Origin of the sequence: Neorhizobium sp. 2083 (assembly GCF_031455615.1) — a bacterium.
In the GTDB taxonomy this organism is placed as follows: Bacteria; Pseudomonadota; Alphaproteobacteria; order Rhizobiales; family Rhizobiaceae; genus Neorhizobium.
Map to the genome: position 1 here is coordinate 298061 of NZ_JAVDTC010000003.1, position 26922 is coordinate 324982.

The following is a 26922-nucleotide window of genomic DNA, read 5'->3' on the forward strand; positions in this document are numbered from 1 at the left end:
CATGAACCGAACAGGGCCCTTGCAGGACCTTTTCACGCGGCCCGAACCGCAATCCGGGCCGCGCGCATGCAGCGGCTATGCCGCCGCCGAATCTCCTCCGTTGACACCGGCGATGCGCTTGAGGTCGCCGACTGCGCCCGGGCCGGCGGCCAGCACCGGCGCGCCCCTGGTGAGCCGCCCGCCTTCCGTGGGGAAGGGCAGGAACCAGCCGCCCGCCTCCTCGACGATGCAATAGCCGCCGAGGCAGTCCCAGGCGTGCATATAGGGCTCGTAGTAACCGACCAGCCGGCCGGCGGCGACGTAAGCGAGCATCAGCGCGCCGGAACCCAGCCGGACGAAATTGCCGCCGCCTTCCAGGAGGTCGCCGACGATCTTGGCGACGGCTGCCGGCGTGACATGGTGGTTGGCGCCGATGCCGGTCAGGCCGTTGCGGATCGTCTTCTTCGCATCGAGAGAAAGCCGCCTGCCGTTCAGCGTCGCGCCCTGTCCGGCCGCCGCCGAATAGATCTCGTCATGGCAGGGCACATGGATGACGCCGACGACCGGCTTCTTGTCATGGAGGACGGCGATCGAGACGCACCAGTTCGGCATGCCGCTGACAAAGGGGCTGGTGCCGTCGATCGGGTCGACGACCCAGGTATAACCGGAACTGCCCTCGGCAAGCCCGTATTCCTCGCCGAGGAACCCGTCGTCGGGGAAAGTTTCGGACACGCGGTCGCGGATCAGGTTCTCCACTTCCCGGTCGGCGATCGAGACGACATCCTGCGGATCGCCCTTGGTTTCGATGATCAACGTCTCCCGCCGGCTGAAATAGTCGAACGCGACCTTCCCGGCCTCCCGCGCGATCCTTTCGGCAAGCGCGTGGCGATCCCTGATTTGCTGCTCGTTGTCGTTCATGAAGAAATATATCCCTGTCTGCGGATCGGTCATTCCGCGATGATGGCGATGCCCCGGCTCTTGAGGCCGATGGCGACCTGCGTGCCGGGGGGAATGGGGCGGTCGACCGACGGGTCTACGATATACAAGGTCCCGCCGCTCGTTTCCGCCTCGTATTCGATATGGTCGCCGAGATAGGCGGCGTGCCTGATCCTCCCCGAAAAAGCAGCGTTTTCGGCCGGTTCGACGGTAATCGCGCTTGGCCTCACCGCAAGCTTGCCGCGGCCGGGCCTTGCGCCGCGCGCCGGCACGACATGCCTCAGGCCCTCGATGCCGACGGTCGCCTGTGTGCCCGAGATGTCGATGATCTCGCAGGGCACGACATTCGCCTCGCCGATGAAGTCGGCGATGAAGGAGGAGGCCGGCGCCTCATAGAGGTCGCGCGGGCTGCCCTCCTGGGCGATGCCGCCATCCTTCATGACGACGATCTTGTCGGAAACCGCCAGCGCCTCGTCCTGATCGTGGGTCACGTAGACGGCGGTGAACTGCAGGCGCTGCTGGAGCTCGCGGATTTCGGTGCGCACACGGCGGCGCAGCCGGGCGTCGAGATTGGACAGCGGCTCGTCGAGCAGCAGGACCTGGGGTTCGAGGACCAGCGCGCGGGCCACCGCGACGCGCTGCTGCTGACCGCCGGAAAGTTCGGCCGGAAGACGGCGTCCCATGCCCGCGAGGCCGACGAGCTCGAGGCCATGCTCGGCCTTCTGACGCGCTTCCTTCCTGCTCAGCCCGGACGATTCCAGCCCGTAGGCGACGTTGTCGAGCGAATTCATGTGCGGAAAAAGCGCGTAGGACTGGAAGACCATCGAGACGTCCCGCTCGTTGGCCGGCAGCATGGTGACATCCTTGCCGCCGATCAGGATGCGGCCGGAACTCGGATGTTCGAGGCCGGCGAGCATGCGCAGCGTCGTGGTCTTGCCGCAGCCGGAAGGCCCGAGCAATGTCACCAGCGTGCCCGGCTCGACGGTCAGCGACAGGTCGTGAATGGCGGTGAAGGCGCCGAAGGTCTTGCGGACGTTCTGGAAAACGACGGATCCGGCCTGGGCGGGGTTCATGCGATTTTCTCCTGCTGCAGGGAGGTCGGAACGCGGGCGCGCGAGGCGGAGATGCGGTTCTCGCGCCTGAGCCGCCGTTCACCGACGACCAGCTGGAAACCGGCGATGACGGCGATCATCACCACGATCAACATCGAGGAATAGGCGATCGCCACGCCGTATTCGCCGTTCTCCACCAGGCCGACGATATAGGATGTCGCCATGTTGTATTGCGCGCTGACGAGGAAGACGACGGCACTGATCGAGGTGATGGCGCGCACGAAGGAATAGACGAGCGCCGCGGTGATCGCCGGCCTCAGGAGCGGCAGGATGACCTTGCGGATGGTGCGGAAACTGGTCGCCCCAAGCGTCATCGAGGCTTCGTCGAGGCTCTTGTCGAGCTGGCTCATGGCGGCGATCCCGCCGCGCACGCCGACCGGCATGTTGCGGAAGACGAAGCAGGCGACGAGGATCAGCGCCGTGCCGGTCATCTCGAGCGGCGGCAGGTTGAAGGCCATGATGTAGCTGATGCCGATGACCGTGCCGGGAATGGCAAAACTCATCATCAGCGCAAATTCGAAAAGTTCGCGGCCGGCGAATTTCTGCCGCACGATCACGTAGGCGGTCGCGAGCCCGACGGCGGCCGTCAATGGCGCGGAGATCAGCGCGATCTCCATCGTCGTCCATAACGAGTTCCAGGCGACTCCCGTCCAGACAAGCGAGCCGTCGCGGAGGGTGACGGAGAAGGCCTTGGCGTAATGGGCAAGGGTCAGCGTGTTGTCGAGCCCCCAGGTCTTCACGAAGCCGCCGAAGATGATCATGCCGTAGACGACGAGCGTGAAGATCATCCAGGGGATGACGATCGCATGGACGGCGATCGACAGCGGACGGGGCAGCGCTATATGGGCGCCGCTATCGCCCTTGCCGGTGACCGTCGCGAAATTCTTGCCGGAAAGCCAGAGGCGCTGGGCGAGGAAGGCAGACAAGGTGAAGCAGAGCAGGATCATCGCGAGCACTGCCGCGCGGGCCGGATCGTTCTGCGAGCCGACCACGGCGAAGAAAATCTCCGTCGAAAGCACGCCGTGGCTGCCGCCGAGAACGAGCGGGTTGCCGAAATCCGCCATGCTTTCGATGAAGCCGATCAGGAAGGCGTTGGCGAGGCCGGGCTTCATCAGCGGCAGGGAAACGCGCCAGAAGGTGCGCCAGCGGTTTGCGCGCAATGTCTGCGAAGCCTCCTCCATCGAGGGGCTCACGCCTTCGACGACGCCGATCAGCACCAGGAAGGAAATCGGCGTGAAGGACAGGACCTGGGCGATCCAGATACCGGTCAGGCCATAGAGCCAGCGGCTCGGCTCGACGCCGAAGACCGAGGACAGGCCTTGGGTGACGACGCCGGCGCGGCCGAACAGAAGTGTCAGGGCAAGACCGATGACGAAGGGCGGCGTGATGATCGGCAGCACGGTCAGCAGCCGCAGACCCTTCTTGAAGGGAAAGTGGGTGCGCGTCGCAACCAGCGCGAAGGCGAGGCCGAGCAGGGTAGAGCCCGCAGCCGTCATGATCGCCAGGAAAAGCGTGCGCCAGGCAACCCCGCATCGTGCACCCCCGATGAGGCAATCGAGGCTCCAGATCGAGGTGTCGAGGATGTTGCGGGTAAAGCCGTCGAAGTTCACCGAACCGTCGAAATCCTGGAAGGCGCCGATGAACATGCTGCCGATCGGATAAAAGACGAAGACAGCGACCAGGAAGATCAGCACCGAGATGGTGGAGACGACAAACGCATCGCCGCGCATCACGCCCCGTTCGGCAAGGCCGAAGGAAAACAGGAGAACGAAGACCACGGAGGTAAGGACGGCGCCGGCACCCATCGAAGGCTGGCCCTCGGCAAGCGCGCCGAACAGCGTTTCACTGATCGTCCAGGTCCAGCCGGTGCCGCCGATCGCAAGTCCCTGGAGCGCCAGGAAGACGACGCCGAAGCCGCCCGACCAGGCGAGAAGCGCGCCGCGCCGCATGGGGTCTGCCACGAACCGCGACGCGAGCGCGCCGAGAAGTGCCAGCAAGGCGGCAAGCAGCCAGAAGCGGCCATGCATGAAGATCTGCAGCATCCCGGGAGCGGCCGAAACCGCCCCCGGGAAGTCCCCCAGCCAGGAGAATGACAGGAAACCCTTCTCGATCCGGTACCACGGCAACAGGACCATGGCTGCCGCGCCGACGGCAAGCACGAGGTCAAGTCTGCGATTGCGATTGTCCATGGCCGGCCGGGAACCTCATCGAGAGCATGGAAAGTTCGGTCGCGCTGCAGCCCAGCCGCAGCGCGACGACGGCGATCGGGATCAGTTGGCGTTGGCGCCGATCTCCTTGTCCCAGCGCTCGAGCAGTTTCTTGCGGGTATTGGGATCGCCGTATTTGGCGAAGTCGTAGTCGATCAGCTTGATGTCCGAAAATTTCGGCGATTCCTTCGGCACCTCGGCCTTGGCGTTCGACGGCAGCTGGAACGATTTCGCCTCCTTCATGTGCGACTGTACGTCGGCTTTCAGCGCCCAGTCATACCACTTCTTGGCGTTTTCCAGGTTGCGGGCGCCCTTGACGATCGACATCGAGCCGATTTCGTAACCGGTGCCCTCGCACGGCGCGATCGACTTGACCGGGAAACCCTCCACCGTCTGTGCCACCGCATCGTGCATGAAGACGATGCCGATCGCCGTCTCGCCGCGGGCGGCCGCCTTGACCGGCGCCGAGCCTGACTTGGTGTATTGCGAAACGTTGGCGTTGAGTTTCTTCAGATAGTCGAATGCCTTGTCCTCACCCATGATCTGCACGAGCGTCGCCAGAGCGGTATAGGCGGTGCCGGACGAATTCGGGTTGGCCATCTGGATCTCGCCCTTGAACGAGGCGTCCAGCAGGTCGGACCAGCACTTCGGCTCCTTGTAGTTCTTCTGCTTGAAGAGTTCGGTGTTGTAGCCCCAGCCGAGCGCGCCGGCATAAACGCCGACAGTACGGAAGCCGGAGCTTTCCGCCTGCTTCTTCGCCCAGTCGTTCAGTTCCCCGAGAAGCGGCGACTTGTATTCCTGGGTCAGCCCTTCGGAGGCCGCCTGCAGGTGCGGATCGCCGGTGCCGGCCCACCAGATATCCGTTTTCGGGTTACGCGCCTCGGCGCGGATCTTGGCATAGGTCTCGCCGGACGACAGGCGAACCATGTTCACCTGAATGCCGGTTTCCTTCTGGAACATCTGCTGCATCATCTCGCAGATCACCACGTCGGCGGAGCAGATCAGGTTGAGTTCTTCTGCGGCGCGAGATGCCGATGCATTCATAGTCAAGCCGGCCGCGAGAGCGGCGGCCGTCAAAGCCAGGCGCATGATTATCCTCCCAGATTATGGTGACGCCTCCACATCACCCGCCTTTGCAAGCGTGTGCAATGGTTTCACGTAGTTGTGGATGTTGTCAATAACAAATCGCTAAAGAATTCGGTGCTTCGCCACAGTGCTTGTCATCCTGCTGTTGCACTCGCTTGCAAAACTGGGCATTGATTGAGGCAAGGGAGAGGGCGATGAGCCGCAAGATTTTCGTCAGCGCCAAGGAAGTCGCTGACCGGGCCGGCGTGTCCCGGTCGGCTGTTTCGCGTACGTTCACGCCGGGCGCGAGCGTTTCCGAAGAGACGAGGCGGCGGGTGATCGAGGCGGCGGAGGAACTCGGCTACCACGTCAACCATCTGGCCCGCGGGCTGATGCGCAACGAAAGCGGCATCGTCTGCCTGATCGTTTCCGAACTCGACACGCCATACCGTGCCAGCCTCATCCGCGCGCTCACCGGCCAGCTTCAGGGCGCCTCGAAGATCGCGATGCTGATCAATACCGATCGCTCCGACGACAGCGTCGACCAGGCGCTGCGCCAGGCGATCAGCTACCGGGCGGATGCCTCGATCATCCTGTCCGGCATGCCGGACAAGTCGATCACCGATCTATGCCTGAAGAGCGGCCAGCGGCTGGTGCTGATCAACCGGGACGAGGACCGGGACGGCGCGTTGATGATCAATCTCCACGATCGCAAGGCGGCGCGGCGCGGGTTCATTGCGATGTTGCGCGCCGGTTGCCGCAACTTCGCCTTCGCCAATTCGGAGGCGATGACGCCGAGCCTGATTGCCCGCGAAGAGGCATTTCGTGCCGCCGGCCGTGATCACGGCATCGACGTCACCGTCGAACGCTTCGGTTCGACCACCTATCAGAGCGGGGTGGTGCTGGCGCAGCGGCTGCTCACGCGCGAGAATCGGCCCGACGCGATCTTCTGCGTCAACGACCTGCTCGCCTGCGGGCTGATGGACGCCGCACGGCACCAGTTCAACCTCGCGATCCCGTCGGAACTCTGCGTCGTCGGTTTCGACGATATCGAGCAGGCGTCCTGGTCGTCCTACAATCTCACGACGTTTGCCCAGCCGGTCGAGCAGATCGCGGCCGAGGCCGTGACCTGGCTCGATCAGGTCACGCCGGCCGAGACGAATTGCCGAAGGCTTGATGCGGAACTCGTCTGGCGCGGATCGGTGAGGGGCGGCTGAAGCGGCTCAGTACGAGACCTTGACCGCCTTGCCCTCGGTGGCGGCGAGAAGGGCCGCGTCGGCGAGCGCCAGCGCGATCACGCCGTCTTCGGCCGAAGGCGAGGGAGCCGAACCGCTTTCGAGGCAATCGACGAAGGCGGAGATTTCCGCCGCATAGGCCGCCGTGTAGCGCGTCATGAAGAAGTCGTGCAGCGGCGGCCGGGTGTAGCCGTCCTTGTTGGCGATCTCGATCGACACCGGCCGCTGGTTTTCCGCCGCGACCGAGCCGAGCGATCCGTGCACCTCGATGCGCTGGTCATAACCGTAGCTCGCCCGGCGGGAATTGGAGATGATCGCCTGCCTGCCGCTTTTCGTCGTCAGGATCAGGCTCGCGCTGTCGTAATCGCCGAGTTCGCCGATCTTCGGATCGACCAATACGGCGCCCGAGGCCATGACGGTGTCGATTTCCTCGCCGAGCAGGAAGCGCGCCATGTCGAAATCGTGGATTGTCATATCGCGGAATATGCCGCCGGAGACCTTGATATATTCGGCGGGCGGCGGGCCGGGGTCGCGGCTGGTGATCGTCACCATTTCCACCTTGCCGATCCTGCCGTCGTCGATCGCCTGGCGCACGGCGCGGAAATGCGGGTCGAAGCGGCGGTTGAAGCCGAGCATCACCTTGGCGCCGGTCCTGCGCACCGTCTCCACGCAGGCCCGCGCGCGCTCGACGTCGAGATCGATCGGTTTTTCGCAGAAGATCGCCTTGCCGGCCTTGGCGAAACGCTCGATCAGGTCCGCATGGGTATTGGTCGGCGTGCAGATGATGACGGCATCGATATCGCGATCGGCCTCGATCGCATCGATGGTGCTGACCGCGCAGCCGGTGCTGCCGGCGATCGCCTGTGCCGCGTCCGTCACGGCATCGGCGACGGCGACGAGTTTCGCCCGTTTGTCCTCCGCGATGGCGCGCGCATGCACCTTGCCGATGCGGCCTGCGCCGAGAAGCGCGAGTTTCGTGACCATGATGTTCTCCCGTGATGATGCAGTCGATCGGCTGCTGTGAACCCGCCGGCACCTGACGTTATCGTCCGTTTCCCCGGCGGCGCCTCGATTGCTGTGGTTCGTCCAGATCAGAATTGGAATATCTATTCCATTTTGCTAGATTGCGATTTCGGGTGTGTCAAGCAGGAACGAAGAGGCTTTTATGGACGAAAACGCATCGCCGGCGAGCTTGAAGGCGTTCGAGGAAAGGCTTCTCGACGTTTCGGAAAACCTGCCGAAAAGGCTGCGCCAATGCGCCGACTATGTTGCCGCCAACAGGGATCGCATCGCTGTGTCGACCGTCGCGGAAATGGCGGAGGGAGCGGGCGTGCAGCCGTCTGCCCTGATGCGTTTTTGCCAGATCCTCGGCTTTTCGGGCTTTTCCGAAATGCAGCGGCTGTTTCGCGAGTCCTATGTCGGCGGCTGGCCGGATTATTCGACGCGGCTGCAGCACCTGCGGGAGAAGCAGGAGGGCAGTCCTTCCGCGCTTCTCGGCGAATTCGTCGATGCCGGCCGGGCATCCCTGGAAAGCCTGCTGAACACAGTCGATCCGGCAACCTTGACCGAGGCAGCGAACCTGCTCTCTGCGGCGAATGTCATTCATGTCGTCGGTCTGGGTCGCTCGTTCTCGACGGCGACCTACATGGCCTATATTTTCGAGAAGATGGAGGTCCCTTGCGTGCTGCATACGTCGCTCGGAAAGCTCGACAACCGGCACGCCATCCGGGATGGCGACGTTCTTCTGGCCATCACCTTCTCGCCCTATTCGTCGCCCACCCTGGATCTCGTCGAGAACGCGGCCGCACGCAACATCCCCGTCGTGGCGATGACCGATTCGGCGATCGGCCCGCTTGCGAAATTCCGGCCGGTCACGCTGCTGGTCTCGGAAGTCGATTTTGGCGCCTTCCGGTCTCCGGCGGCCACCCTCTGTCTTGCCACGGCGCTGGCGGTCAGTGTGGGTACCACCAAACCGGCTGCGGCTTGAATTTTTATATTGAAAACTGAGAAAATGGAATTTATGATCTATTTCTGGCATGGCGGTACGGCAGCGGAGGTCGCCGCCATCATGAAAGGGAGGAAATCTTGGCGTCACTCGATCTCATCACGATCGGTCGTTCGTCCGTGGACCTTTACGGCGTGCAGGTGGGCGGGCGCCTGGAGGACATGGCCTCCTTCAACAAATATATCGGCGGCTCGCCGACCAATATCGCGGCCGGCGCGGCGCGTCTCGGGCTGAAGTCGGCGCTGATCACCCGCGTCGGCGCCGAGCACATGGGCCGGTTCATCCGCGAGCAGCTGATCCGGGAAGGCGTTGATGTGCGCGGCGTCAAGACGGATCCGGAACGCTTGACGGCGCTGGTCCTTCTCGGCATCCGAGACCAGCATCAGTTCCCGCTGATCTTCTATCGCGAGAACTGCGCCGACATGGCGCTCTGCGAAGACGATATCGATCCCGGTTTCATCGCCGAAGCCGGCTGCGTCTGCGTTACCGGCACGCATCTTTCCCATCCGAATACCGAGGCGGCGGTGCTGAAGGCGCTGCGGCTCGCCCGTGAAAACGGCGCCCGCACCGCGCTCGACATCGATTACCGCCCGAACCTCTGGGGGCTTGCCGGCCATGAGGCGGGTGAAAGCCGGTTCATCGAGTCCGGCAAGGTGACCGCCAAACTGCAATCCACCCTCCATCTCTTCGACCTGCTGGTCGGGACGGAAGAGGAGTTTCATATCGCCGGCGGTTCGACCGACACGCTCGAGGCGCTGAGGGCGGTCCGCAAGGTCTCCAGGGCGACGCTGGTCTGCAAGCGCGGACCGATGGGCGCCGTCGTCTTCGAAGGCGATATCCCCGACAGCCTCGAAAAGGGCCAGACCGGTCAGGGTTTCCCGATCGAGGTCTTCAACGTGCTCGGCGCCGGCGACGGTTTCATGGCGGGCCTGCTCAAGGGCTGGCTGACCGGCGAGGACTGGCCGACGGCGCTGAAATACGCCAATGCCTGCGGCGCCTTCGCCGTGTCGCGGCATGGCTGCACGCCGGCCTACCCGAGCTGGGAAGAGCTGCAGTATTTCTTCCGCACCGGCATTCGCGACAGGGCGCTGCGCAAGGATGCGGCACTGGAACAGGTGCATTGGTCGACGAACCGCACTGGCGACTGGCCGGAAATGCGCGTCTTCGCCTTCGATCATCGCATGCAGCTCGAAGTCATTGCCGAAGAGGCGGGCCAAAGCTCGGAGCGGATCGACGCGTTCAAGTCGCTCTGCCTCAAGGCCGCCCTCGATGTCGCCGGCGATCGGCATGGCTATGGCATTCTGTGCGACGGCCGGCTCGGCCGCGAGACGCTCTACAAGGCGACGGGCACCGGGCTTTGGATCGGCCGGCCGGCGGAATGGCCAGGCTCCCGCCCGCTGACGCTCGAGCCGGAACTCGGCCCCGATCTCGGCGGCATCGCCGAATGGCCGGTCGACAACGTCGCCAAGGTTCTCTGTTTCTACCATCCCGACGACCCGCCGGAAATGCGTGAGAAACAGGAGGACGTGGTCAAGCGCCTGTTCGCCGCAACCCGTCGCAACAGGCTGGAAATGCTGCTGGAAGTGATCCCGTCCAAGGTCGGCCCGACCGACGACCGGACCGTCTCCGACATTATCGAGAGGTTCTACGAGATCGGCGTCTATCCCGACTGGTGGAAGCTCGAGCCGATGAAGAGCGAAGCCGCCTGGGCGAATGCCTGCGCGGCGATCGAGAAGCATGATCCCTATGTGCGCGGCATCGTCGTGCTCGGGCTGGATGCGCCGATGGCCGAGCTGGAGGAAAGCTTTGTCACAGCCGCGCGCTTTGGTCTCGTGAAGGGTTTCGCGGTCGGCCGGACCATCTTCGCCGATGCCGCACGGCAGTGGTTTGCCGGCAGGATGGACGATGACGCGGCGGTCGCCGACATGGCGCATAAATATCGAGAGCTTTGCACGGCCTGGGACACGGCCCGTGCCAGAGCCGGGAGCGGAGGAGGAGACGGCCGATGAAAACGGTGAGACTGACCGCCGCGCAGGCGATGGTGCGCTATCTCGCAAACCAGATGACGGAGGAAGGGGTGCCCTTCATCGCCGGCGTCTGGGCGATCTTCGGGCACGGCAATGTTGCCGGCATGGGAGAGGCGCTGGCAGGCATCCGCGAGGACCTGCCGACCTATCGCGGCCAGAACGAGCAGTCGATGGCCCATGCGGCGATCGCCTATTCGAAACAGCTCCGCCGCAGCCGCGCGATGGCCGTGACCTCCTCGATCGGCCCCGGCGCGGTCAATATGGTGACGGCGGCAGCGCTTGCGCATGTGAACCGTCTGCCGGTGCTTTTCATTCCGGGCGACGTCTTCGCCAGTCGCGGTCCCGATCCGGTCCTGCAGCAGATCGAGAATTTCGGCGACGGCCTTGCGTCGGTCAACGACTGCTTCAGGCCCGTCAGCCGTTATTTCGACCGCATCAGCCGGCCGGAACACCTCTTGACCGCGCTGCCGCGCGCCATGCGGACCTTGACCGACCCGGCCGATTGCGGGCCGGTGACGTTGGCTTTTTGCCAGGACACGCAGGCCGAAGCCTACGACTATCCGGAAAGCTTCTTCGACAGGAAAATCTGGTATTGGCGCCGGCCGCGGCCGGATGAGAACGAACTCAGGCGCGCCGTCGAGGCCATCAAGGCCGCAAGCAACCCGGTCATCGTTGCCGGCGGCGGCGTCCATTTTTCCGGTGCGACCGAAACGCTCGCCGCTTTTGCCAGCCGGCACAATATTCCGGTCGTCGAGACCCAGGCCGGCAAGTCGGCGCTGCCCTGGGACCATGCCTCGAATTTCGGCCCGGTCGGCGTGACGGGGGCTTCGAGCGCCAATGCGGTCTGCGAGAACGCCGACCTGGTGATCGGCGTCGGCACCCGTTTCCAGGATTTCACCACCGGCTCCTGGGCACTCTTCAAGAATCCCGGCCGGCGTATCCTGTCGCTCAATGTCCAGCCTTACGACAGCGCAAAACATGAGGCGATACCGCTCGTCTCCGATGCCCGGGTGGGGCTGGAACTGCTTGGTGCGGCATTGGCGGATCATCGCTTCGCAGCGCCCGACAACGGTCTGAAACAGGCATGGTTCGCCAAGGCGGATGCCTTCACGGCGGCTCCGGAAGACGGAAACCTGCTGCCGACCGATATGCAGGTGATCGGCGCCGTGCAGCGCGCATCGCGCGACAACACGGTCGTCATGTGCGCCGCCGGCACCATGCCGGGCGAGCTGCATCAGCTCTGGAAGGCCGGCAGGCCGCTCTCCTATCACATGGAATACGGCTTCTCGTGCATGGGCTACGAGATCGCCGGCGGGCTTGGCATCAAGATGGCCGAACCGGACCGCGACGTGATCGTCATGGTCGGCGACGGGTCCTACATGATGATGAATTCGGAGCTTGCGACCGCCGTCGCCATGGGCGTCAAGATCACCGTCGTCATCACCGACAATCGCGGCTACGGCTGCATCAACCGGCTGCAGATGGCGACGGGCGGCGCCGAGTTCAACAATCTCTACGCCCACACCAACCAGGTAAACCCGATGCAGATCGATTTCGTCGCCCATGCCGCTGCGATGGGTGCGGATGCCCGCAAGGTGTCCTCGATCACCGATCTGGAAGCGGCGTTGAACGGCGCGCGGGAAGCGAAGGTTGCAACGGTTGTTGTCATCGATACCGATCCCTATCCGACGCCCGAAGGCGGCGGCTTCTGGTGGGATGTCGCGGTGCCGGAAGTGTCCGTCCGGCCGGAAGTCAACAAGGCTCGCGCCGCCTATGAAACGGCGCTCAAGGAAAGACGCTGACATGATTCTCTACGGTACCAATCCCATCGCCTGGTCCAACGACGACGACCGCACGCTCGGCGCCCATATCAGCCTCGACCAGTGCCTCGACGAAACGTCGAAGATCGGTTTCGATGGCATCGAGAAGGGTCACAAGTTCCCGCAGGAGCCGGCAGCGCTGAAAGCCGTGCTGGAGCCGCGCAATCTTCGTTACGTCTCAGGATGGCATTCGCTGAACCTTCTCACCAATTCCCTGGAGGAGGAGAGACAAGCGATGCAGCCGGCGCTCGATCTCCTGAAGGCGATGGGTTCCAAGGTCATCATCGTCTGCGAGACCTCTAACGCGATCCACGGCGACGACGGCAAGCCGGTCAACGACCGGCCGAAACTCGCCGATGGCGAATGGAAATCCTTCGGCGCGGGCGTCGAGGCGCTGGCGGAGTTCGCGGCGGGGCAGGGCATCACGCTCGTCTACCACCACCACATGGGGACGATCGTCGAAAGCGAGGACGAGATCGACAAGCTGATGGCCAATACCGGCCCGCATGCCAGGCTTCTGCTCGACACCGGCCATTGCCTTTTCGGCGGCGGCAATCCCGAGCGCGCCGCGAAAAATCACATGGCCCGCGTCGGGCATATCCATGCCAAGAACGTAAGGCCCGATATCGCCGCGCAGGTGCGCAACGAAGGCCTCTCCTTCCTCGAAGGCGTTCGTCGCGGTGTCTTCACGGTGCCGGGCGACAAGGAAGGCGGCGTCAGCTTCCCGCCGGTGCTGAAGATCGCCGCAGAGCATGGCTATCAGGGCTGGCTGGTGATCGAGGCGGAACAGGATCCGGATGTCCGCAACCCCTTCGAATACCAGAGCATGGGTCTTTCCTCGCTGAAGGCGATGGCGCAGGCGGCCGGCCTCGACAAGGGAGCAAAGGCATGACCAGCCTGCTGCGCAAGCCGAAGGGCTCTTCCGGCAAGGTGCACGACGTCACGCCCAAGGATGCCGGCTGGGGTTATGTGGGCTTCGGTCTCTACCGGCTGAAACCCGGTGAAAGCGCCGCGGAAAAGACCGGCGACACGGAAGTCATCCTCGTGCTTGTCGAAGGCAAGGCGGAGATTTCCGGCAGCGGCAAGGTTTTCGGCGAACTCGGCGACCGGATGAACGTCTTCGAGCGCAAGCCCCCGCACTGCGTCTATATCCCGGCGGGTTCCGACTGGAGCGCCACGGCGACCACGGACTGCACGTTGGCTGTGTGCACGGCGCCCGCCAAACCCGGCCGCGAGGCGGCGGTGATCGGGCCGGAAGGGCTTTCCCTCAACACCCGCGGCAAGGACGCCAACACGCGCTACATCTATCCGATCGCCATGGAAGACAGGGACGTCGCCGACAGCCTGCTGGTCACCGAAGTCTTCACGCCGTCCGGAAACTGGTCGTCCTATCCGCCGCACCGGCACGACGAGGACAATTTCCCCGACATGACCTATCTGGAAGAAACCTATTATCACCGGCTGAACCCGGCGCAGGGTTTCGGTTTCCAGCGGGTTTTTACCGAGGACGGTTCACTGGACGAGACGATGGCTGTCTCGGACCACGACCTGGTGCTGGTGCCGAAAGGGCATCATCCCTGCGGCGCACCCTATGGCTACGAGATGTATTATCTGAACGTCATGGCCGGCCCGATCCGCAAATGGCGGTTCAGGAACCACCCGGACCACGACTGGATCTTCAGACGCGACAATCCCTGAAGCCGGACTTCCGGCCGGTTGGCCGGCCGCAGACGGACTTACCGGGCGAGGTAGTGGATATGCGGCCGAGCATGATGCGGCGAGGCTTCCACGCGCGCTTCGACGCAAAAGACATCGCGCAGCAGGGCTTCGGTTACCACGTCCTCCGGCGTCCCCGACGCAACGATCCTGCCGTTCTGCATGACGATCAGATGATCGCAGAACATCGCGGCGTGGTTGAGATCGTGAAGCGCTATGATGCTGGTCATCGGCAATCCCGAAACCAGCCGCATCAGGCCGATCTGATGCTGGATATCCAGGTGGTTGGTCGGCTCGTCGAGGATGAGTTCCTTCGGCGATTGCGCGAGCGCCCTTGCGATATGGGTCCTCTGTTTCTCGCCGCCGGAGAGGGACTGCCAGCGGTCGTTGCGCTTGTGCGCCATGCCGGCGCGGGTCAGCGCCGTTTCGACGGCTTCGTCGTCGCCAAGCGACCAGCCGGAGAACATCGAGCGGTGCGGGAACCGCCCGAGCTTCACCACGTCGACCACCCTCAGATTGGCGTTGGTCGTGGCGTGCTGTTCGACGAAGGCGACGCGCCTTGCGATCGCGCGCCGGCCGATGGTTTTCAGATCCCTGCCTTCGAGGATGATCGAGCCGGAATGCGGCGATCGCAATCCGGCGATCAGACGCAGGAGCGAGGTCTTGCCCGAACCGTTCGGCCCGAGCAGGCCGAGCATCTTGCCCGGCTGCGCCACGAAGGAAACCTCGTCGAGGATGGTCTTCCTGCCAATTTTCCAGGTGAGGTTATCGGCCTTGATGGTCATGACGCGCGCTGGAACCGGTAGAGGATGATGGAGAAGAAGGGCACGCCGACCAGGGCGGTCACGACCCCGATCGGCAGGACCTGCTGCGGGATGAGGGTGCGCGACGCAATGTCCGCCACGACCATGAAGATGGCGCCGACGACCGCACAGGCCGGCAGCAGCCGGACATGCAGCGGTCCGACGACGAAACGCGCCACATGCGGCACGACCAGCCCGACGAAACCGATCGAGCCGACCATGCTGACGATGGTCGCCGTCATCATCGCCGTCAGCGCGAAGAGCACGATCCGCGCCCGGGCCACGTTGACGCCGAGCGCGGCGGCGGCTTCGTCGCCGAAGGCGAAGGCGTCGAGCACGCGGGCGTAAAGCAGGCAGGCCACCAGCGCGATGCCGACGACGACCGAGACCAGCGCCAGTTCCGGCCAGCGCACGCCGCCGAAACTGCCGAGCAGCCAGAACATCACGTCGCGCGCCTGCTGGGCATTGCCGGACGTGGTGACGATGTAGGAGGTCGAGGCGTTGAAAAGCTGGGAGGCGGCGACGCCGGCCAGGATCGTGCGATCCGCGCCGCCGCGCGTGCCGTTCGACAGCAGCGCGACGAAGAAGAAGGCCGCGAAGGCGCCCGCGAAGGCCCCGGTCGACAGCGAAATCGTGCCGGCCCCGAGGCCAAGGATGACGATCGAGACCGCGCCGGTGGACGCGCCGGCCGAGATGCCGAGGACATAGGGTTCGGCCAGCGGGTTGCGCAGCAGCGATTGCATGACCGCTCCCGAGAGCGCTAGGCCCGCGCCGCAAAAGGCCGCGACCAGCGCCCGGCTGAGACGATAATCCCAGATGACCGTTTCATGGATGCGGTTGAGCGTCACCGCCGTCCATCCCAGCCGGTTGGTGACGGCGGAAAAGGTCGTGGCGAGCGGGATCGGCAGGTCGCCTATCCCGACGCTGACGCCTACGGCAAGGCTGATGGCGGCAAACGAGGCCGCCACCGCCGCCGCGAAGGCGAAAAACTGCCGAAGGGAGTTGCGCGCCCCGGTCACTTCAGGAGACCGAGGGCCTTTAGCTGTTCGGCCACCTGTTCGGCGCCGTAGATCGTCCGCACCGTCGGGTTCATGGCCTGGCCGTCCATGACAACCATCGCCTTGTTCTTCACGGCGGCGATCTGGCTGACGGCCGGATCGGTGGTCAGGAACTTGATCTTGGCTTCCGGCTTGTCGAGTTCCCACCGGTTGCGATCGAGATTGGCGATGACGATCACGTCCGGGTTGAGCGCGATGATGCTTTCCCAGCCGAGTGTCGGCCATTCGGCTTCGGCGGTCACCGCGTTATGGCCGCCAAGCACGTCGGCGATGAAGCCGGAAGCGGCGTTCTTGCCGCCGAGATAGGCATCCGCCGAGGGGCTCGGGCTGGAGAACCAGAAGACATAGGAGAGCTTCCTGCCATCCTTGGAAACGCCGGCGCGAAGTGCCGCCTCGCGGGCCTTGAAATCGGCGATCAGGGTCTGGCCGCGGTCGGCGACGTCGAAGATCTGCGACAGTTCGTCGATCTCCTTGTAGAGCAGGTCCATGTTCCAGAGCTGCGCGCGGCTGCCGTACTGGTCCTTGACGTCCTTGGTGCTGAGGCAGGTGCTGGGCGAAAGGTAGCTCGGGACGCCGACCTTGTCGAAATCCTCGCGCTTGGCGACCTTGCTGCTCGGGCCGAGCAAGCTCGGCAAGGCAGCCGCCACGAAGTCCGGGTCCTGCGCCAGGATCGATTCGAAGGTCGGGAATTCCACGGACAGCAGCTTCACCTTGGCATTGGCCTCGGCAAGCTTCGGCAGCACCTTGCTCGGCCAAAAGGCGGTGCCGGCCATCTTGTCCTCGAGGCCGAGCAGCAGCAGGATTTCCGCGCTGTTCTGGCCAAGCCCGATCGCCCGCTCGGGTGCCTTCTGGAAACTGACCTGCACGCCGCAGTTTTCGAGGGTGAGCGGGTATTTCGTCGCTGCGAATGCCGAAGAGACCGTCACGCTGAAAACGGTGGCGATCGATAGCGCGGTCAGGGCGGATTTTAACGTGAGCATGGAAGGTCCTGATTCAAGGTCGGGACATGGCGAATAGCCGTTCCTGCTCGTTATAACAAGATAACTTCAGTCATCTTTAATATGGGAGCGCCGAATCCAGGGAACCGGCTTGCCGGCCACCCCGTGCCGCCTGCCTTGGCGGGAGCGTTCCAGGGTCAGATCAGGCTGCGCCGTTTCCTCTTCATCAGCGCCTCGAGTTCATCGCCGCTGATGATCGGCTCCGGCACCTGGCCGCAATGCACGAAAACCTCGATGGCCGGAAGATCGCCGATGTTCTCCTTACAATAGGCCAAGGCTTTATCCAGCGAGCCGAAGGTCTGGCTGGGGACGTCGTCCGACCAGCAATGCACGGTAGCGGGCGCGCGTCCGTATCCCTGAACTCGATTGGGCATTTTCGGGTTTCCTCGGCGTATCGTTCTGAAGCGAACTTTGTCACAATTAGCATATGACAAGAATGGCCGGCGGGTTTTGCTGGTTGGATGGTTACCAAACGGACACCCGGAACGATAGAATTGAGCAGCCGGTTTCGACGATCGTCGCCTTGCGCCGGCGATCGGCGTCAGGTGCTGACATAGATCCCATAAAGCGCGATGAACACGTAAAGGCAGAAAGCCGCGACGGCGACGCCGGCGATGAAGATCACCAGGCCCCGCCCCGCGAATACCTTGCGCTTCTTCTGAGGCTGTGAGTCTGCCGAGGGCGACAGGCCCGTGGGTGTTTTGCCTGGCTCCATGGCGATCACTTCGTCTGATCGATGGCGTGGGGAGACGCCGGTGGTTGTGGACCTGGCGGCTGTCCGGGAGTGAGGAAAAAGAAGTAGACCGCGCCGATGACCAGCGCCGCCACGAGGATTGCGGTGACGAATTTCATCATGTTGCTGCCGGCTTTATGGGACGTATCGTTCATGGAGGCCCCAACAGGGGGATCGGCAAATAGTTCCGTCGCCCGATGCCGCGCCGATCGCCTGGCGATGCCGCACGTCTAAGACCGGGCGGAGGTCACCAACCGGCAGCTCGTCAGGTTGCCGCCGCAAGCAGGATGCAGATGGCGATCAGGCAGCCAAGCGCTGCGTTGAGCCCGATATAGAACGCCAATTCGTGCGGATGGTCATGTTTGCGATGCATCTCTTTCTCCTCCTGCGGACCGAACTTCCCATCCTACCTTAAAGTTCCGGCCGGCTCCTGATCCCTAGTCCCCCGCAGCCCCAAGCCCCAGCGGCCCGTTGATCTTGTTCAAAGTCTCGCCGAGCGCTTTGAGGGCCTCTATCGTCAGAGCCTGCGCCGACATCAGCGTCGCAAGGTCGTTATCCTTGCCCTGGCCGGACAAGGCACTGGCGCGCTCCTGCAGGTGTTGGCTCATCGCGGTGAGTTGCGAAAACGTATCTTCGTTCATCATCATTCTCCAAGTCTGCGCTTCTGAAAGCGTCCAGCCGCGATTCAGTTCCAGCCGGCGAGAAAGATGGTGACTGGCAAGAGGATGTCGCCGAGGCGGCCGGATACCCCGCCAGGACCGACGTGGGAACCGGCCGTCCTTTCGGGGTCAATTCTGCGGCAGGACGACGTTGCTGTCGGTGGTGCTCTTGACGGGCTTCTGTCCGGGGACGTGGGACATGCTGCGCGTCTTGCTCTGGAGCTCGTCGCCTTTGACCCTGGTCTTCGTCTGCGACTTGCTGAAGGTGCCCTGGTCCATGGCCTGGGCTTTCGATTGGGCCTTCAGCTGGTTTGGGTTCTCGTTGATTTTCGTCTGGCTCCTGGCTTTGCCGTCCGCCGTCGCCGCGCTGCCGGCCGAGCCGATCGAGGATGTGGTGCCACCGTCGGTCCGGCAGGCGCCGGCGGTCCCGAGCGTGCTTGCCGATGTGCCGCCTGCGGCCGCACTGCCGCCGGAGCCGACCGTGCCGGCCGCGTTGCAGTCCTGTGCAAGCACGGGCGTGGCGGCAACCGAGGCCAGAAGGGCGAGGCCCGCCAGCGATATAGTCTTCGACATGTCTATCTCCTTCATTTCTGAGGTTTGGTGATGTCGCAGGTTCCGTCGGACCGGCGGGTGATGACGGTTCCGTCAGGCCTGGTGACGCTTGCCGTCGAAAACGCCTGATTGCCGGCCGTGCCGGTCGTGACGGACGAGCCGGCGCTGGACGAAGCCGAGCCGCCGCCCGAGTTCATGGTGGTCGTCTTGCCGTCGATTGTCGTCGAGGAAGAAACGCTTCCGCCGCCTGCGGTTACGGATGTCGAGGTGCCGTTGCCGGTCGAGCCGGTGCTCTCGATCACGGTGCAGGTCGTGCCGTCGTCGAGCTTGACGGTCTCGGTGGCGAAGGCCGAGATCGCGGTAATGGTCGCCAGTATCAGCGGCAGCGCGAACGTACCCTTGTATGCGAATGATGCCGAGGTCATTTCGGCTCTCCTATGAACAGGACGAAGGCGGAACGAGCCGCCCTCGTCCGATGGATGGGACTAGCAGGACGCGCCGTCTTTCTTGGCCTGGCCCGGAGGACATGCCTTCTTGCCCTGTCCATTTTCCAGGCCGGCCGCGCCGGCCGCACTGCCTCCGGTGCCGATGGAGCTGGTCGAGGTGCCGTCCTTGGCCGAGGTGCCGCCGGTGCCGAGCGTCGATGCGGAGCCCGAGCCGCTGCCGGAGCCTGCCGCCGAACCGCCGGTGCCGACGGAGCTACTGGATTGGCCACCGCCTGCGGACGTGCCACCGGTGCCGAGCGTCGACGCCGAGCCGGAGCCGCTGCCCGAGCCGGCAGCGGACCCGCCGGTGCCGACCGAGCTGCTCGACTGGCCGCCGCCGGCGGAAGATCCGCCGGTGCCCAGGGTCGATGCCGAACCGGTGCCGCAATTGGTCGTGCCCGGCGCACAGTTGGTGCCTCCGGCAGAACTGCCGCCGGTTCCGACGGTGCTGCTCGATGTGCCGCCGCCGGCGCTGGTTCCGCCGGTTCCGACGGTGCTGCTGGTCTGGGCGAAGGCCGACAGTGTTGTCCCCGCGAGAAGCGCCGCGGCGAAGGCCGCGCGTGTGACGATGTTCATCTCTTATCTCCTTGAGTTTCCACGTGCTTCCGATCGCGACAGCGTTTCCGAAGCTGCGAAAGGAACTGGCTCGCGGCAACGCATGTTCCCGCTCAGGGGCTTCAGTCCGATTGGGGGTGAGACCTTAGGCCGTGCACGGTACCGACCAAGGTCCGGTGCGCGGAGAAAAGGTCCGCATAACGGGAACTTAGCGGCAGTCGCGCGGTTCACGGCGTCTCGGGAAAAAGGAGGTTCGGATGGAAGAGAGCGTGTATCAGGCCCGTTGGCTGCTGATCATCATGGCATTGCTGGCGGTCGGCTTGACAGCCGTCGGCGCTGCGGCGGGGTGAATCGCCGGGGCATTCCGCCATAAGCAATGGCCCGTCTTGCGGGCCTATCGGAAACCGGTATCGGGGCGGGGCCTGTCTTGCGACACGGAAGACGGGCAGCGCACATTGCGAAAGATCGTCAACCGTCTTTGCGGCCGGCCCTCGGGGTGCGTGCCGGGCCGCGTGGCCGCCCGGCACGCCTGATCGTCACTTGACCGCCAGCGCCTCGTTGATCTTGGCGGCGTCGGCCTCAAGGTTCTTATAGGTCTCTTCCAGGCTCAGTTCGCCCACGATGAGCTGGCTCATGCGCTGGACGATCTGCTGGTAGATCGCCGTCCCGCCCTTCAGGCGTTCGAAATCCCGCGCGACCTGGGGAACGTTCTTCTTGTTGTCCAGGAAGACCGCCATGGACGCTTTTGCGTCCTCGCTCGAGATCTTGTACTGCGGGTTCTTGATCTCGGCTCCCGTCAGGATGACGTAGTTTTCGGCAACCTCGCGCTGTACTTTTTCCGAGCCCAGAAATTCGATGAACTGGGCGACCGCTTCGGGATGTTCTGTGCGCTTGAAGCCGACGATGGCGGTCGCGCCCGGCATCGCGTAGCAGCCCGCATCGCCGCACGGCGCGTTGATGGCCGTCCAGTGGAATGCGTTGCCGATCTTCTTCTGGAAAGGGTTCACCATCCAGTTGCCGGCGAGATAGGTGACGACGTTGCCGTTGACGAACTCGTCACCCATGTTCTTGTACTGCGAGCCGCCGGCTGCGCCCCACATTTCCTTCGGGAAACTGCCGTTCTGGGTCCAGGAATAGAGGTCCGCGATATATTTGCGGGCGGCCGCATCCGGGAAGCTGAACTTGCCGTCCTTCACATAGACCGAGCCGTAGGAATAGGCGCCGCCGGAGAAGCGGTGGCCGGAACGGTCCATGGTGAAGGGGATCTGCGCGCCCGTCGCCTTAGCGACGCGGGCGGAGGCCTCGACGATCTCCTTGAGCGTTGCCTTCGGCCCGGGCAGTGGTTCGCCGGCCTGCTCGAACAGGGTCTTGTTGACGAACGGCAGGTTCAGCGTCTGTGAAGCGACGTAGCCGTTGATCGACTTCGGGTCGTTGATATTGGGCAGGCGAAGCTGGTTGAGGCTGTCTCCGTGCAGCTTGGCGAAGGTGTCGGGGTCCTTCATGTAGCTGCGCATGTCGAGGTAATAGGGCGCGAGCTGCCAGTCGGTGATCTTGGCAAGATCCGGTCCCTTGCCTGCGGCCAGCTGCACCGGCAGCTGCTTCACCACCGCGTCATAGCCGGAAGATACGAAATTGACCTTGATGTCGGGATGCGACGCCTCGAACTCCTTGCTCAAGGCGGCCATGCGTTCGACATAACCCTGGTCGTCGTCGGTGAACAGGAAAGTGATCGTCTTGGCGTCCGCCATGGCCACGCCCGAAAGGGCAAAGGCCGAGAATACGAATGCACTTATCCCTGATAGAAGTCTCTGCATTTTTCATCCTCCCAATGAAAATATTTTCACAATTCGGAAGGTTCCCTTTCGGAGTTTCGCCTTCGAATTTCTCTTTTTTGACGCTTGACAATCCAAACGTCAAGCTGTTTTGTCGGCTAAATTCGAAACTACTCACAAAGCCGGAGCAGGCGACGTTCGAGTAATAAAAATATTTTCATGATCTGGGAGGCAGTCATGGAGCAGTCATTTCCAGCCGGGGAGCCTTCGCGCGCCGCCGGTTATCACGTCGCCCCCGGCGAAACCGTCACCGCGTGGGTCGTCTCCGATCTGCGCCAGACGTATTTTCCGGGTGAACCGGCTCCGGCGGAAGACCGCGTCAATTACCGCTTCATCAACGGTTTCGTGGATGTCGGCGACCTGCCTTGCCGAAAAGCCTTCCAGGCGCAGATGATCGGGCGGGAAATCCGTCCCGAACACGATTGGAAACCGGCCTCCCTGAACCTGCCCGGGCCGAACCGCCGCGTCGAATTCACGGGCTTCTGGCACGTGCCCACCCATGTCAGCCGCTGGCTGCGCGGCAGTTTCCGGGCCGAGGCGGTCCGCCACGTCCCGATGCGGCTGAGAACCTGCGGCGGCGTGCGGATCTGGGTGAACGGCGAGGAACAGGTGCGGTTCGAGCCGTTCCGGCGCAACGTCGAAAGCGAGACGGTGATCGTCCTGGCGCTGAAGCCCGGCGACAACGACATCCTTCTATTGACCGAAGACCTCGCGGAGCGGGACACGATCTGGTTCTTCGAACTGGAACTGGCCGACGCCAGGCCGCTGGATATCGCCCTGCCCACGGAACTGGACCGGCAGGAGGTTCGGCGGCTCGAACTCCTCGCGCGGGCCATTCGGCCCGCCGCCGACGTTTTCGTCGACCGCCCGCTGGAAATTTTCTTCGACACGCCGCCGGGTGTGGATCTGCCCGTCGGTATCGAGGTTTACAGCCATGGTCACGACCGCGCCGTACTGGCGCGTGCGGACCTGACGCTCGGCGCCGGCGAGACACGGCTGGTCGCTCCTAACATCAAGGGGCTGCCGGACGGATATCACGGCATCAGGCTGAAGATCGGCTCGGGCGCCGCCGTCGTCGCCCGCCACATCGACGGGGCCTTCATGAGCGGGCTCGCCCTGCCGCAGGCCGCCGCAACGCTTGCCGAGCGAAAGCGCGAGGCGCTCGCCTTCAGTGCCCGTTTCGGTGCCGAGCGCATCGGCCGAGTCCTCGCCATGGCGGCAGTCAGCGAGATCGAGGGGGAGGCGATGGACAGGATCATCGCCTCCACCCTCGAAGTCATCGACCGGCGCGAGGATTGCTCGGATTTTGTCATGGTGCCGCTCCTCTGGCTCCTTGGGGAATACGAACATGTCCTCTCACCCGAGACGGTGGCAAGAATCCGCACATCCGTCGCCGGCTACCGCTACTGGGTGGACGAGCCCGGCAACGACGTCATGTGGTTCTGGAGCGAGAACCACGTCCTGTGCTTCCACACCAGCCAGTTGATCGCCGGCAAGTTGATGCCGGATACCGTGTTCACCGCCTCGGGCAGGACGGGCCGCGAACAGGCGCGGCTGGCGGAGGCGCGGCTTCTCCGCTGGTTCGACAGCGTCGAGGCGCACGGTCTCGCGGAGTGGAATTCGGCAGCCTATTATCCGGTGGATTTCATAGGTCTGCTTGCCCTCGAACGCTGGGGCGGCGGCGATATCGCTCCCCGCGCCCGGCATCAGCTGGATCTGATCTTCCGGATGATCGCGCTGCACACGCTGGCGGGTGTTCCCGCAGGCTCGCAGGGACGCGCCTACGACAAGGAGCTGAGAGCCGGACCCTTGACGGAACTGGCGCCTTTTGCCCGCGTGGCATTCGGCAGCGGCTGGCTGAACGGCGGCGTCGCCTCCCTGCCGATGTTCTGCGCCGGCTCCTACACCCCGCCGGCCGACCTGCCGGAATACGCCCAGCTGGCGCAGGGGCGCTCGATCGAAGCGCGTTATGCCCAGGGGCTCGAAAGCGGCAAGCTGGTGCTCTTCAAGACACAGGCTTCGCAGCTCTCTACGGTCGTCGATCACAAGACCGGCCGGCGGGGCCACCAGCAGCACGTGCTCGATATCCGGCTTGCGGGCCATCCGATGGCGAGGCTCTGGGTCAATCATCCGGGTGAGGACGATCCCTGGGGCACGCAGCGCCCGTCCTATTGGGCCGGAAACGGCGTCCTGCCGCGCGTCATGCAGTATCGCGACGTCGCCTTGCTGATCGCCGATACGGAAGGCACGCGCCATGCCTGGACCCATGCCTATCTCGGCCGCGACGGTCTCGATGAGGTGATCGTGGACGGCAACTGGCTTCTGGTCCGCTCGGGCCAAGGCTTTGCGGCGCTCCATGCGACGAACGGGCTCGAACTCGTCACCGAGGGAGCGACGGCCGGGCGCGAGGTCCGTTCCGAAGGTGCGCTGACCGGCTGGGCGGCCGTGGTGGGGGCGGGCGACGAGGCCGCTTTCCGCCGTTTCGCGGAGCGCATCCGCGCCACATCGGTCTCGTTCGACCCGGAGAGCAAGGTGTTGAGCCTGTCTCCGCCGGACCGCGAGACGCTTTCGCTTTCCTATGCCGGCGATTTCACCGTCGGCGGACAACCGCGTCCCTTCATCCACGACCAGCCCGTGCCGATGCTGACCTATGACAGCAAGGCCGCGGGCGGCGGCGACAGTCCCTTCTATGCATAAAGGAAATACCGAGCGATGGATTCGATGACCCTCAACAAACCGGCCCTGCAGGAGACGATCGATCAGGTCGCGGTTGCGTTCAGCCGCCTCAAGGGCATCAAGGAAGGCCTGGCCGGAGCCGATGCCGGCGGTGGCATCCAGTTCGACGAATGGGACTGGGAAGTCGGCGTCGGCCTCTACGGGTTCCTGCGCCGTGCGCTCGCCGCCGGCGACCGCCGGGCGATCGACGATCTTGTCGCCTGGTACGGCCGGCAGATCGGCCGTGGCCTGCCGCCGCGGCAGATCAACAGCACGGCGCCGATGCTGCCGCTCGCCATCCTCATCGACCATGTCGACCGCCCGGATTTCCGCGCGCTGGTCGAGGACTGGGCGGACTGGCTGGTGCACCGTCTGCCGAAGACGGAGGACGGCGGCTTCCAGCACGTCGTCAAGGAACGGTTGAACGACGGCGAGCTGTGGGACGACACGCTGTTCATGGCCGGCCTGTTCCTGGCGCGGGCGGGCGTCGCCTGCGGGCGCCGCGACTGGATCGACGAGGCCGTCTACCAGTTCATGGTGCACGCCCGTTATCTATCCGATCCGGTCAGCGGCCTCTGGTACCACGGCTGGACCTTCGTCGGCCGGCACAATTTTGCGAAAGCCTTCTGGGCGCGCGGCAATGCCTGGATCACGGTCGCCATTCCCGAACTGTTCGAACTCGTTCCGGACCTGGACGAAAAGGACAAGCGTTTCCTTTCGGCCGTGCTGGCGAGCCAGGTGAGCTCCCTGAAACGGCTGCAGCGCCCCGACGGCATGTTCCACACGCTTCTCGACGACCCGACGTCGCCGCTCGAGACATCGGCGACGGCCGGCATCGCCTACGGCATCCTGCGCGGCATCGATGCGGGCATCCTCGATATGTCGGACCGGGTTCACGCGGAGCGGGCGCTTTCGGCCGTGCTCTCCCATGTCGACGAGGAGGGCGTCGTCCAGGGCGTTTCGGATGGCACGCCGATGGGCCACGACCTCGATTTCTACCGCCGCATCCCCAACCTGCCGACCCCCTATGGCCAGGCGCTGACGATGCTGCTGCTGACGGAAGTCCTGCTCGAAGAGGGGGAGGGGGCATGAACCGCTTCCCCTCCCTTGTCATCGAGCCCGGGCAGGAGGACGGGACGGCGCTGATCCAGGCCGCGATCGATCAGGCGGCCGCGCGCGGCGGCGGTTGCGTGGAACTCGCCGAAGGCATCCACACCGCCCGCGGCCTGAGACTGCAGTCGGGCATCGAGTTTCATCTGGCGAAGGGCGCGATCCTGCGGCCGGTGCCGGACTACGGAGCCTACGCGGAGACATCGGTTTCGGTGGTTGCCGAGAAGTCGAACCGCGCGATGATCGTCGCCAGAAACGCCACGGACGTAGCCTTGACCGGTCCGGGGCGGATCGAGGCGGGAGGCGAACATTTCATCGCCGGCGCCGACGAGGCGATGGGCACGCTCGTTCCGGCGGAATTCCGCCCGCGGGTGGCGGTCTTCGAATCCTGCCGCGGCGTCCGCGTCGAAAGGCTGGAAATCGTCGATTCGCCGATGTGGACGCTGCATCTCGTCAATTGCGACAACGTCTATGTCGGCGGCGTGAAAGTGTCGAACAACCGGCGCATGCCCAACACCGACGGCATCGTGCTCGATGCCTGCCGGCATGCGGTGGTCGAGGACTGCGTCATATCGACGGCCGATGACGGCATCTGCCTGAAGACCAGTGCCGGGCCGGACGGCCGGGCGATCGGCGAGTGCGAAAACGTGCGGGTGCGGCGCTGCACGGTCGAAAGCAAAAGCTGCGCGCTCAAGATCGGCACCGAATCCTTCGGCGATTTCATCGACGTCGTCTTCGAGGACTGCCGCGTCCACGATTCCAACCGGGGACTGGGGCTGTTTTCGCGCGATGGCGGGCAGATGACCGATATCCGCTTCTCCCGGATAGAGGTCGATTGCCACGAGACGCTCGACGGCTTCTGGGGATCGGGCGAGGCGCTGACGGTGACGGTGGTCGACCGCATCCCCACCCGCCGGGCCGGCGCCGTCCGCGACCTCCTCGTCGAGGACCTGCACGGCCAGATGGACGGCGCGATCGCGCTCGTCTCGACGTCGGCGGCGGGGATCCACGGCGTCAAGCTTTCGCGGCTGCGGCTTCGCCAGCGCAAGGGCCCGCTCGGGACCGGACTTCGCTATGATTTGCGGCCCACGCAGGCGGACATCGCGCCGAGCGCCGAGGCCGCCGGCCGGGCGAACGCGTGGACGAAGGGGGCCGACGGGCGCGTGATCGGCCTGGTCGATTACCCGGGAGGCATGCCGGCGCTGTTTACCGCCGGCATCGAGGGGATCTCGATCGAAGAGACACAATTTGAACGGCCGCAACCGGTTCCGGCAGGCTGGAACACAGAGGCCGTCGTCCACGACATGGACCGAACCTGAC

25 protein-coding genes are annotated in these 26922 nt (G+C 64.3%); 9 read left to right on the forward strand and 16 right to left on the reverse strand.

Annotated features, from left to right (window positions below):
- Nucleotides 1-75: 75 nt before the first annotated feature.
- From J2X76_RS14155 to J2X76_RS14170, 4 genes are all read right to left on the reverse strand, one after another.
- Complete coding sequence (locus J2X76_RS14155) at nt 76-897, reverse strand: inositol monophosphatase family protein (RefSeq protein WP_310217155.1); 822 nt, start codon at nt 895-897, stop codon at nt 76-78.
- Between the two features lie 29 nt (nt 898-926).
- The gene (locus J2X76_RS14160; protein ID WP_310217158.1) at nt 927-1988 is read right to left on the reverse strand and encodes an ABC transporter ATP-binding protein; all 1062 of its coding nucleotides are present in this window, start codon (nt 1986-1988) and stop codon (nt 927-929) included.
- A complete protein-coding gene (locus tag J2X76_RS14165) occupies nt 1985-4216 on the reverse strand; it encodes an iron ABC transporter permease (protein WP_310217161.1) in 2232 nt (743 codons plus the stop codon). Before J2X76_RS14165 ends, J2X76_RS14160 begins: the two co-directional genes overlap by 4 nt.
- An 81-nt stretch (nt 4217-4297) precedes the next feature.
- Nucleotides 4298-5323 carry an ABC transporter substrate-binding protein gene (locus J2X76_RS14170; RefSeq protein WP_162732456.1) on the reverse strand — a complete coding sequence of 342 codons (1026 nt, stop codon included), beginning with the start codon at nt 5321-5323 and terminating at the stop codon, nt 4298-4300.
- A 191-nt stretch (nt 5324-5514) separates the two neighbouring features.
- On the opposite strand from J2X76_RS14170, the gene J2X76_RS14175 reads away from it, so the two are divergent.
- Nucleotides 5515-6516 carry a substrate-binding domain-containing protein gene (locus J2X76_RS14175; protein WP_310217163.1) on the forward strand — a complete coding sequence of 334 codons (1002 nt, stop codon included), beginning with the start codon at nt 5515-5517 and terminating at the stop codon, nt 6514-6516.
- Between the two features lie 6 nt (nt 6517-6522).
- Here the strand turns inward: J2X76_RS14175 and iolG are convergent, their stop codons facing one another.
- The gene (gene iolG / locus J2X76_RS14180) at nt 6523-7518 is read right to left on the reverse strand and encodes an inositol 2-dehydrogenase (RefSeq protein WP_310217166.1); all 996 of its coding nucleotides are present in this window, start codon (nt 7516-7518) and stop codon (nt 6523-6525) included.
- Between the two features lie 181 nt (nt 7519-7699).
- Between iolG and J2X76_RS14185 the strand changes: the two genes are divergently transcribed.
- From J2X76_RS14185 to iolB, 5 genes are all read left to right on the forward strand, one after another.
- Complete coding sequence (locus J2X76_RS14185) at nt 7700-8521, forward strand: MurR/RpiR family transcriptional regulator (protein ID WP_310217169.1); 822 nt, start codon at nt 7700-7702, stop codon at nt 8519-8521.
- Between the two features lie 98 nt (nt 8522-8619).
- The gene (iolC, locus tag J2X76_RS14190) at nt 8620-10548 is read left to right on the forward strand and encodes a 5-dehydro-2-deoxygluconokinase (protein ID WP_405030036.1); all 1929 of its coding nucleotides are present in this window, start codon (nt 8620-8622) and stop codon (nt 10546-10548) included.
- Entirely contained in the window at nt 10545-12368 is a 1824-nt protein-coding gene (iolD, locus tag J2X76_RS14195; RefSeq protein WP_310217171.1) for a 3D-(3,5/4)-trihydroxycyclohexane-1,2-dione acylhydrolase (decyclizing), read from the forward strand. Before iolC ends, iolD begins: the two co-directional genes overlap by 4 nt.
- Before the next feature lies 1 nt (nt 12369).
- Nucleotides 12370-13278, forward strand: coding sequence for a myo-inosose-2 dehydratase (iolE, locus tag J2X76_RS14200; RefSeq protein ID WP_310217174.1), 909 nt, complete (start codon nt 12370-12372; stop codon nt 13276-13278).
- On the forward strand, nt 13275-14084 hold the full coding sequence (gene iolB / locus J2X76_RS14205; protein WP_310217177.1) for a 5-deoxy-glucuronate isomerase: 810 nt from the start codon (nt 13275-13277) through the stop codon (nt 14082-14084). Before iolE ends, iolB begins: the two co-directional genes overlap by 4 nt.
- Before the next feature lie 38 nt (nt 14085-14122).
- Here the strand turns inward: iolB and J2X76_RS14210 are convergent, their stop codons facing one another.
- The 11 genes from J2X76_RS14210 to J2X76_RS14260 form a co-directional block, all read right to left on the reverse strand.
- Nucleotides 14123-14887, reverse strand: a complete 765-nt coding sequence (locus tag J2X76_RS14210; protein WP_310217180.1) for an ABC transporter ATP-binding protein — start codon at nt 14885-14887, stop codon at nt 14123-14125.
- A complete protein-coding gene (locus J2X76_RS14215) occupies nt 14884-15924 on the reverse strand; it encodes a FecCD family ABC transporter permease (RefSeq protein WP_405030037.1) in 1041 nt (346 codons plus the stop codon). Before J2X76_RS14215 ends, J2X76_RS14210 begins: the two co-directional genes overlap by 4 nt.
- Complete coding sequence (locus tag J2X76_RS14220) at nt 15921-16943, reverse strand: ABC transporter substrate-binding protein (protein WP_310217182.1); 1023 nt, start codon at nt 16941-16943, stop codon at nt 15921-15923. Before J2X76_RS14220 ends, J2X76_RS14215 begins: the two co-directional genes overlap by 4 nt.
- Nucleotides 16944-17098: 155 nt before the next feature.
- Nucleotides 17099-17335 carry a hypothetical protein gene (locus tag J2X76_RS14225; protein WP_310217184.1) on the reverse strand — a complete coding sequence of 79 codons (237 nt, stop codon included), beginning with the start codon at nt 17333-17335 and terminating at the stop codon, nt 17099-17101.
- A gap of 167 nt (nt 17336-17502) precedes the next feature.
- A complete protein-coding gene (locus J2X76_RS14230; protein ID WP_310217186.1) occupies nt 17503-17676 on the reverse strand; it encodes a hypothetical protein in 174 nt (57 codons plus the stop codon).
- A gap of 5 nt (nt 17677-17681) precedes the next feature.
- Nucleotides 17682-17849 carry a hypothetical protein gene (locus tag J2X76_RS14235; RefSeq protein ID WP_310217188.1) on the reverse strand — a complete coding sequence of 56 codons (168 nt, stop codon included), beginning with the start codon at nt 17847-17849 and terminating at the stop codon, nt 17682-17684.
- A 282-nt stretch (nt 17850-18131) separates the two neighbouring features.
- Nucleotides 18132-18335: a hypothetical protein gene (locus tag J2X76_RS14240; protein WP_310217191.1), complete on the reverse strand. Its 204-nt coding sequence runs from the start codon at nt 18333-18335 to the stop codon at nt 18132-18134.
- A 147-nt stretch (nt 18336-18482) separates the two neighbouring features.
- Nucleotides 18483-18926 (reverse strand): hypothetical protein, encoded by a 444-nt coding sequence (locus J2X76_RS14245; protein ID WP_405030038.1) that lies wholly within the window; start codon nt 18924-18926, stop codon nt 18483-18485.
- Between the two features lie 11 nt (nt 18927-18937).
- The gene (locus J2X76_RS14250; RefSeq protein ID WP_113131175.1) at nt 18938-19330 is read right to left on the reverse strand and encodes a hypothetical protein; all 393 of its coding nucleotides are present in this window, start codon (nt 19328-19330) and stop codon (nt 18938-18940) included.
- Nucleotides 19331-19390: 60 nt separating this feature from the next.
- Complete coding sequence (locus tag J2X76_RS14255) at nt 19391-19966, reverse strand: hypothetical protein (RefSeq protein ID WP_310217196.1); 576 nt, start codon at nt 19964-19966, stop codon at nt 19391-19393.
- A gap of 515 nt (nt 19967-20481) precedes the next feature.
- Complete coding sequence (locus J2X76_RS14260; RefSeq protein ID WP_310217198.1) at nt 20482-21759, reverse strand: ABC transporter substrate-binding protein; 1278 nt, start codon at nt 21757-21759, stop codon at nt 20482-20484.
- A 195-nt stretch (nt 21760-21954) separates the two neighbouring features.
- Between J2X76_RS14260 and J2X76_RS14265 the strand changes: the two genes are divergently transcribed.
- From J2X76_RS14265 to J2X76_RS14275, 3 genes are read left to right on the forward strand one after another with little or no spacing between them, the layout of a single operon-like run.
- Complete coding sequence (locus J2X76_RS14265; RefSeq protein WP_310217201.1) at nt 21955-24474, forward strand: hypothetical protein; 2520 nt, start codon at nt 21955-21957, stop codon at nt 24472-24474.
- A gap of 15 nt (nt 24475-24489) precedes the next feature.
- Nucleotides 24490-25584, forward strand: a complete 1095-nt coding sequence (locus J2X76_RS14270; RefSeq protein ID WP_310217203.1) for a glycoside hydrolase family 88 protein — start codon at nt 24490-24492, stop codon at nt 25582-25584.
- Nucleotides 25581-26921, forward strand: coding sequence for a glycoside hydrolase family 28 protein (locus J2X76_RS14275; RefSeq protein WP_310217204.1), 1341 nt, complete (start codon nt 25581-25583; stop codon nt 26919-26921). Before J2X76_RS14270 ends, J2X76_RS14275 begins: the two co-directional genes overlap by 4 nt.
- Nucleotide 26922 lies beyond the last annotated feature (1 nt).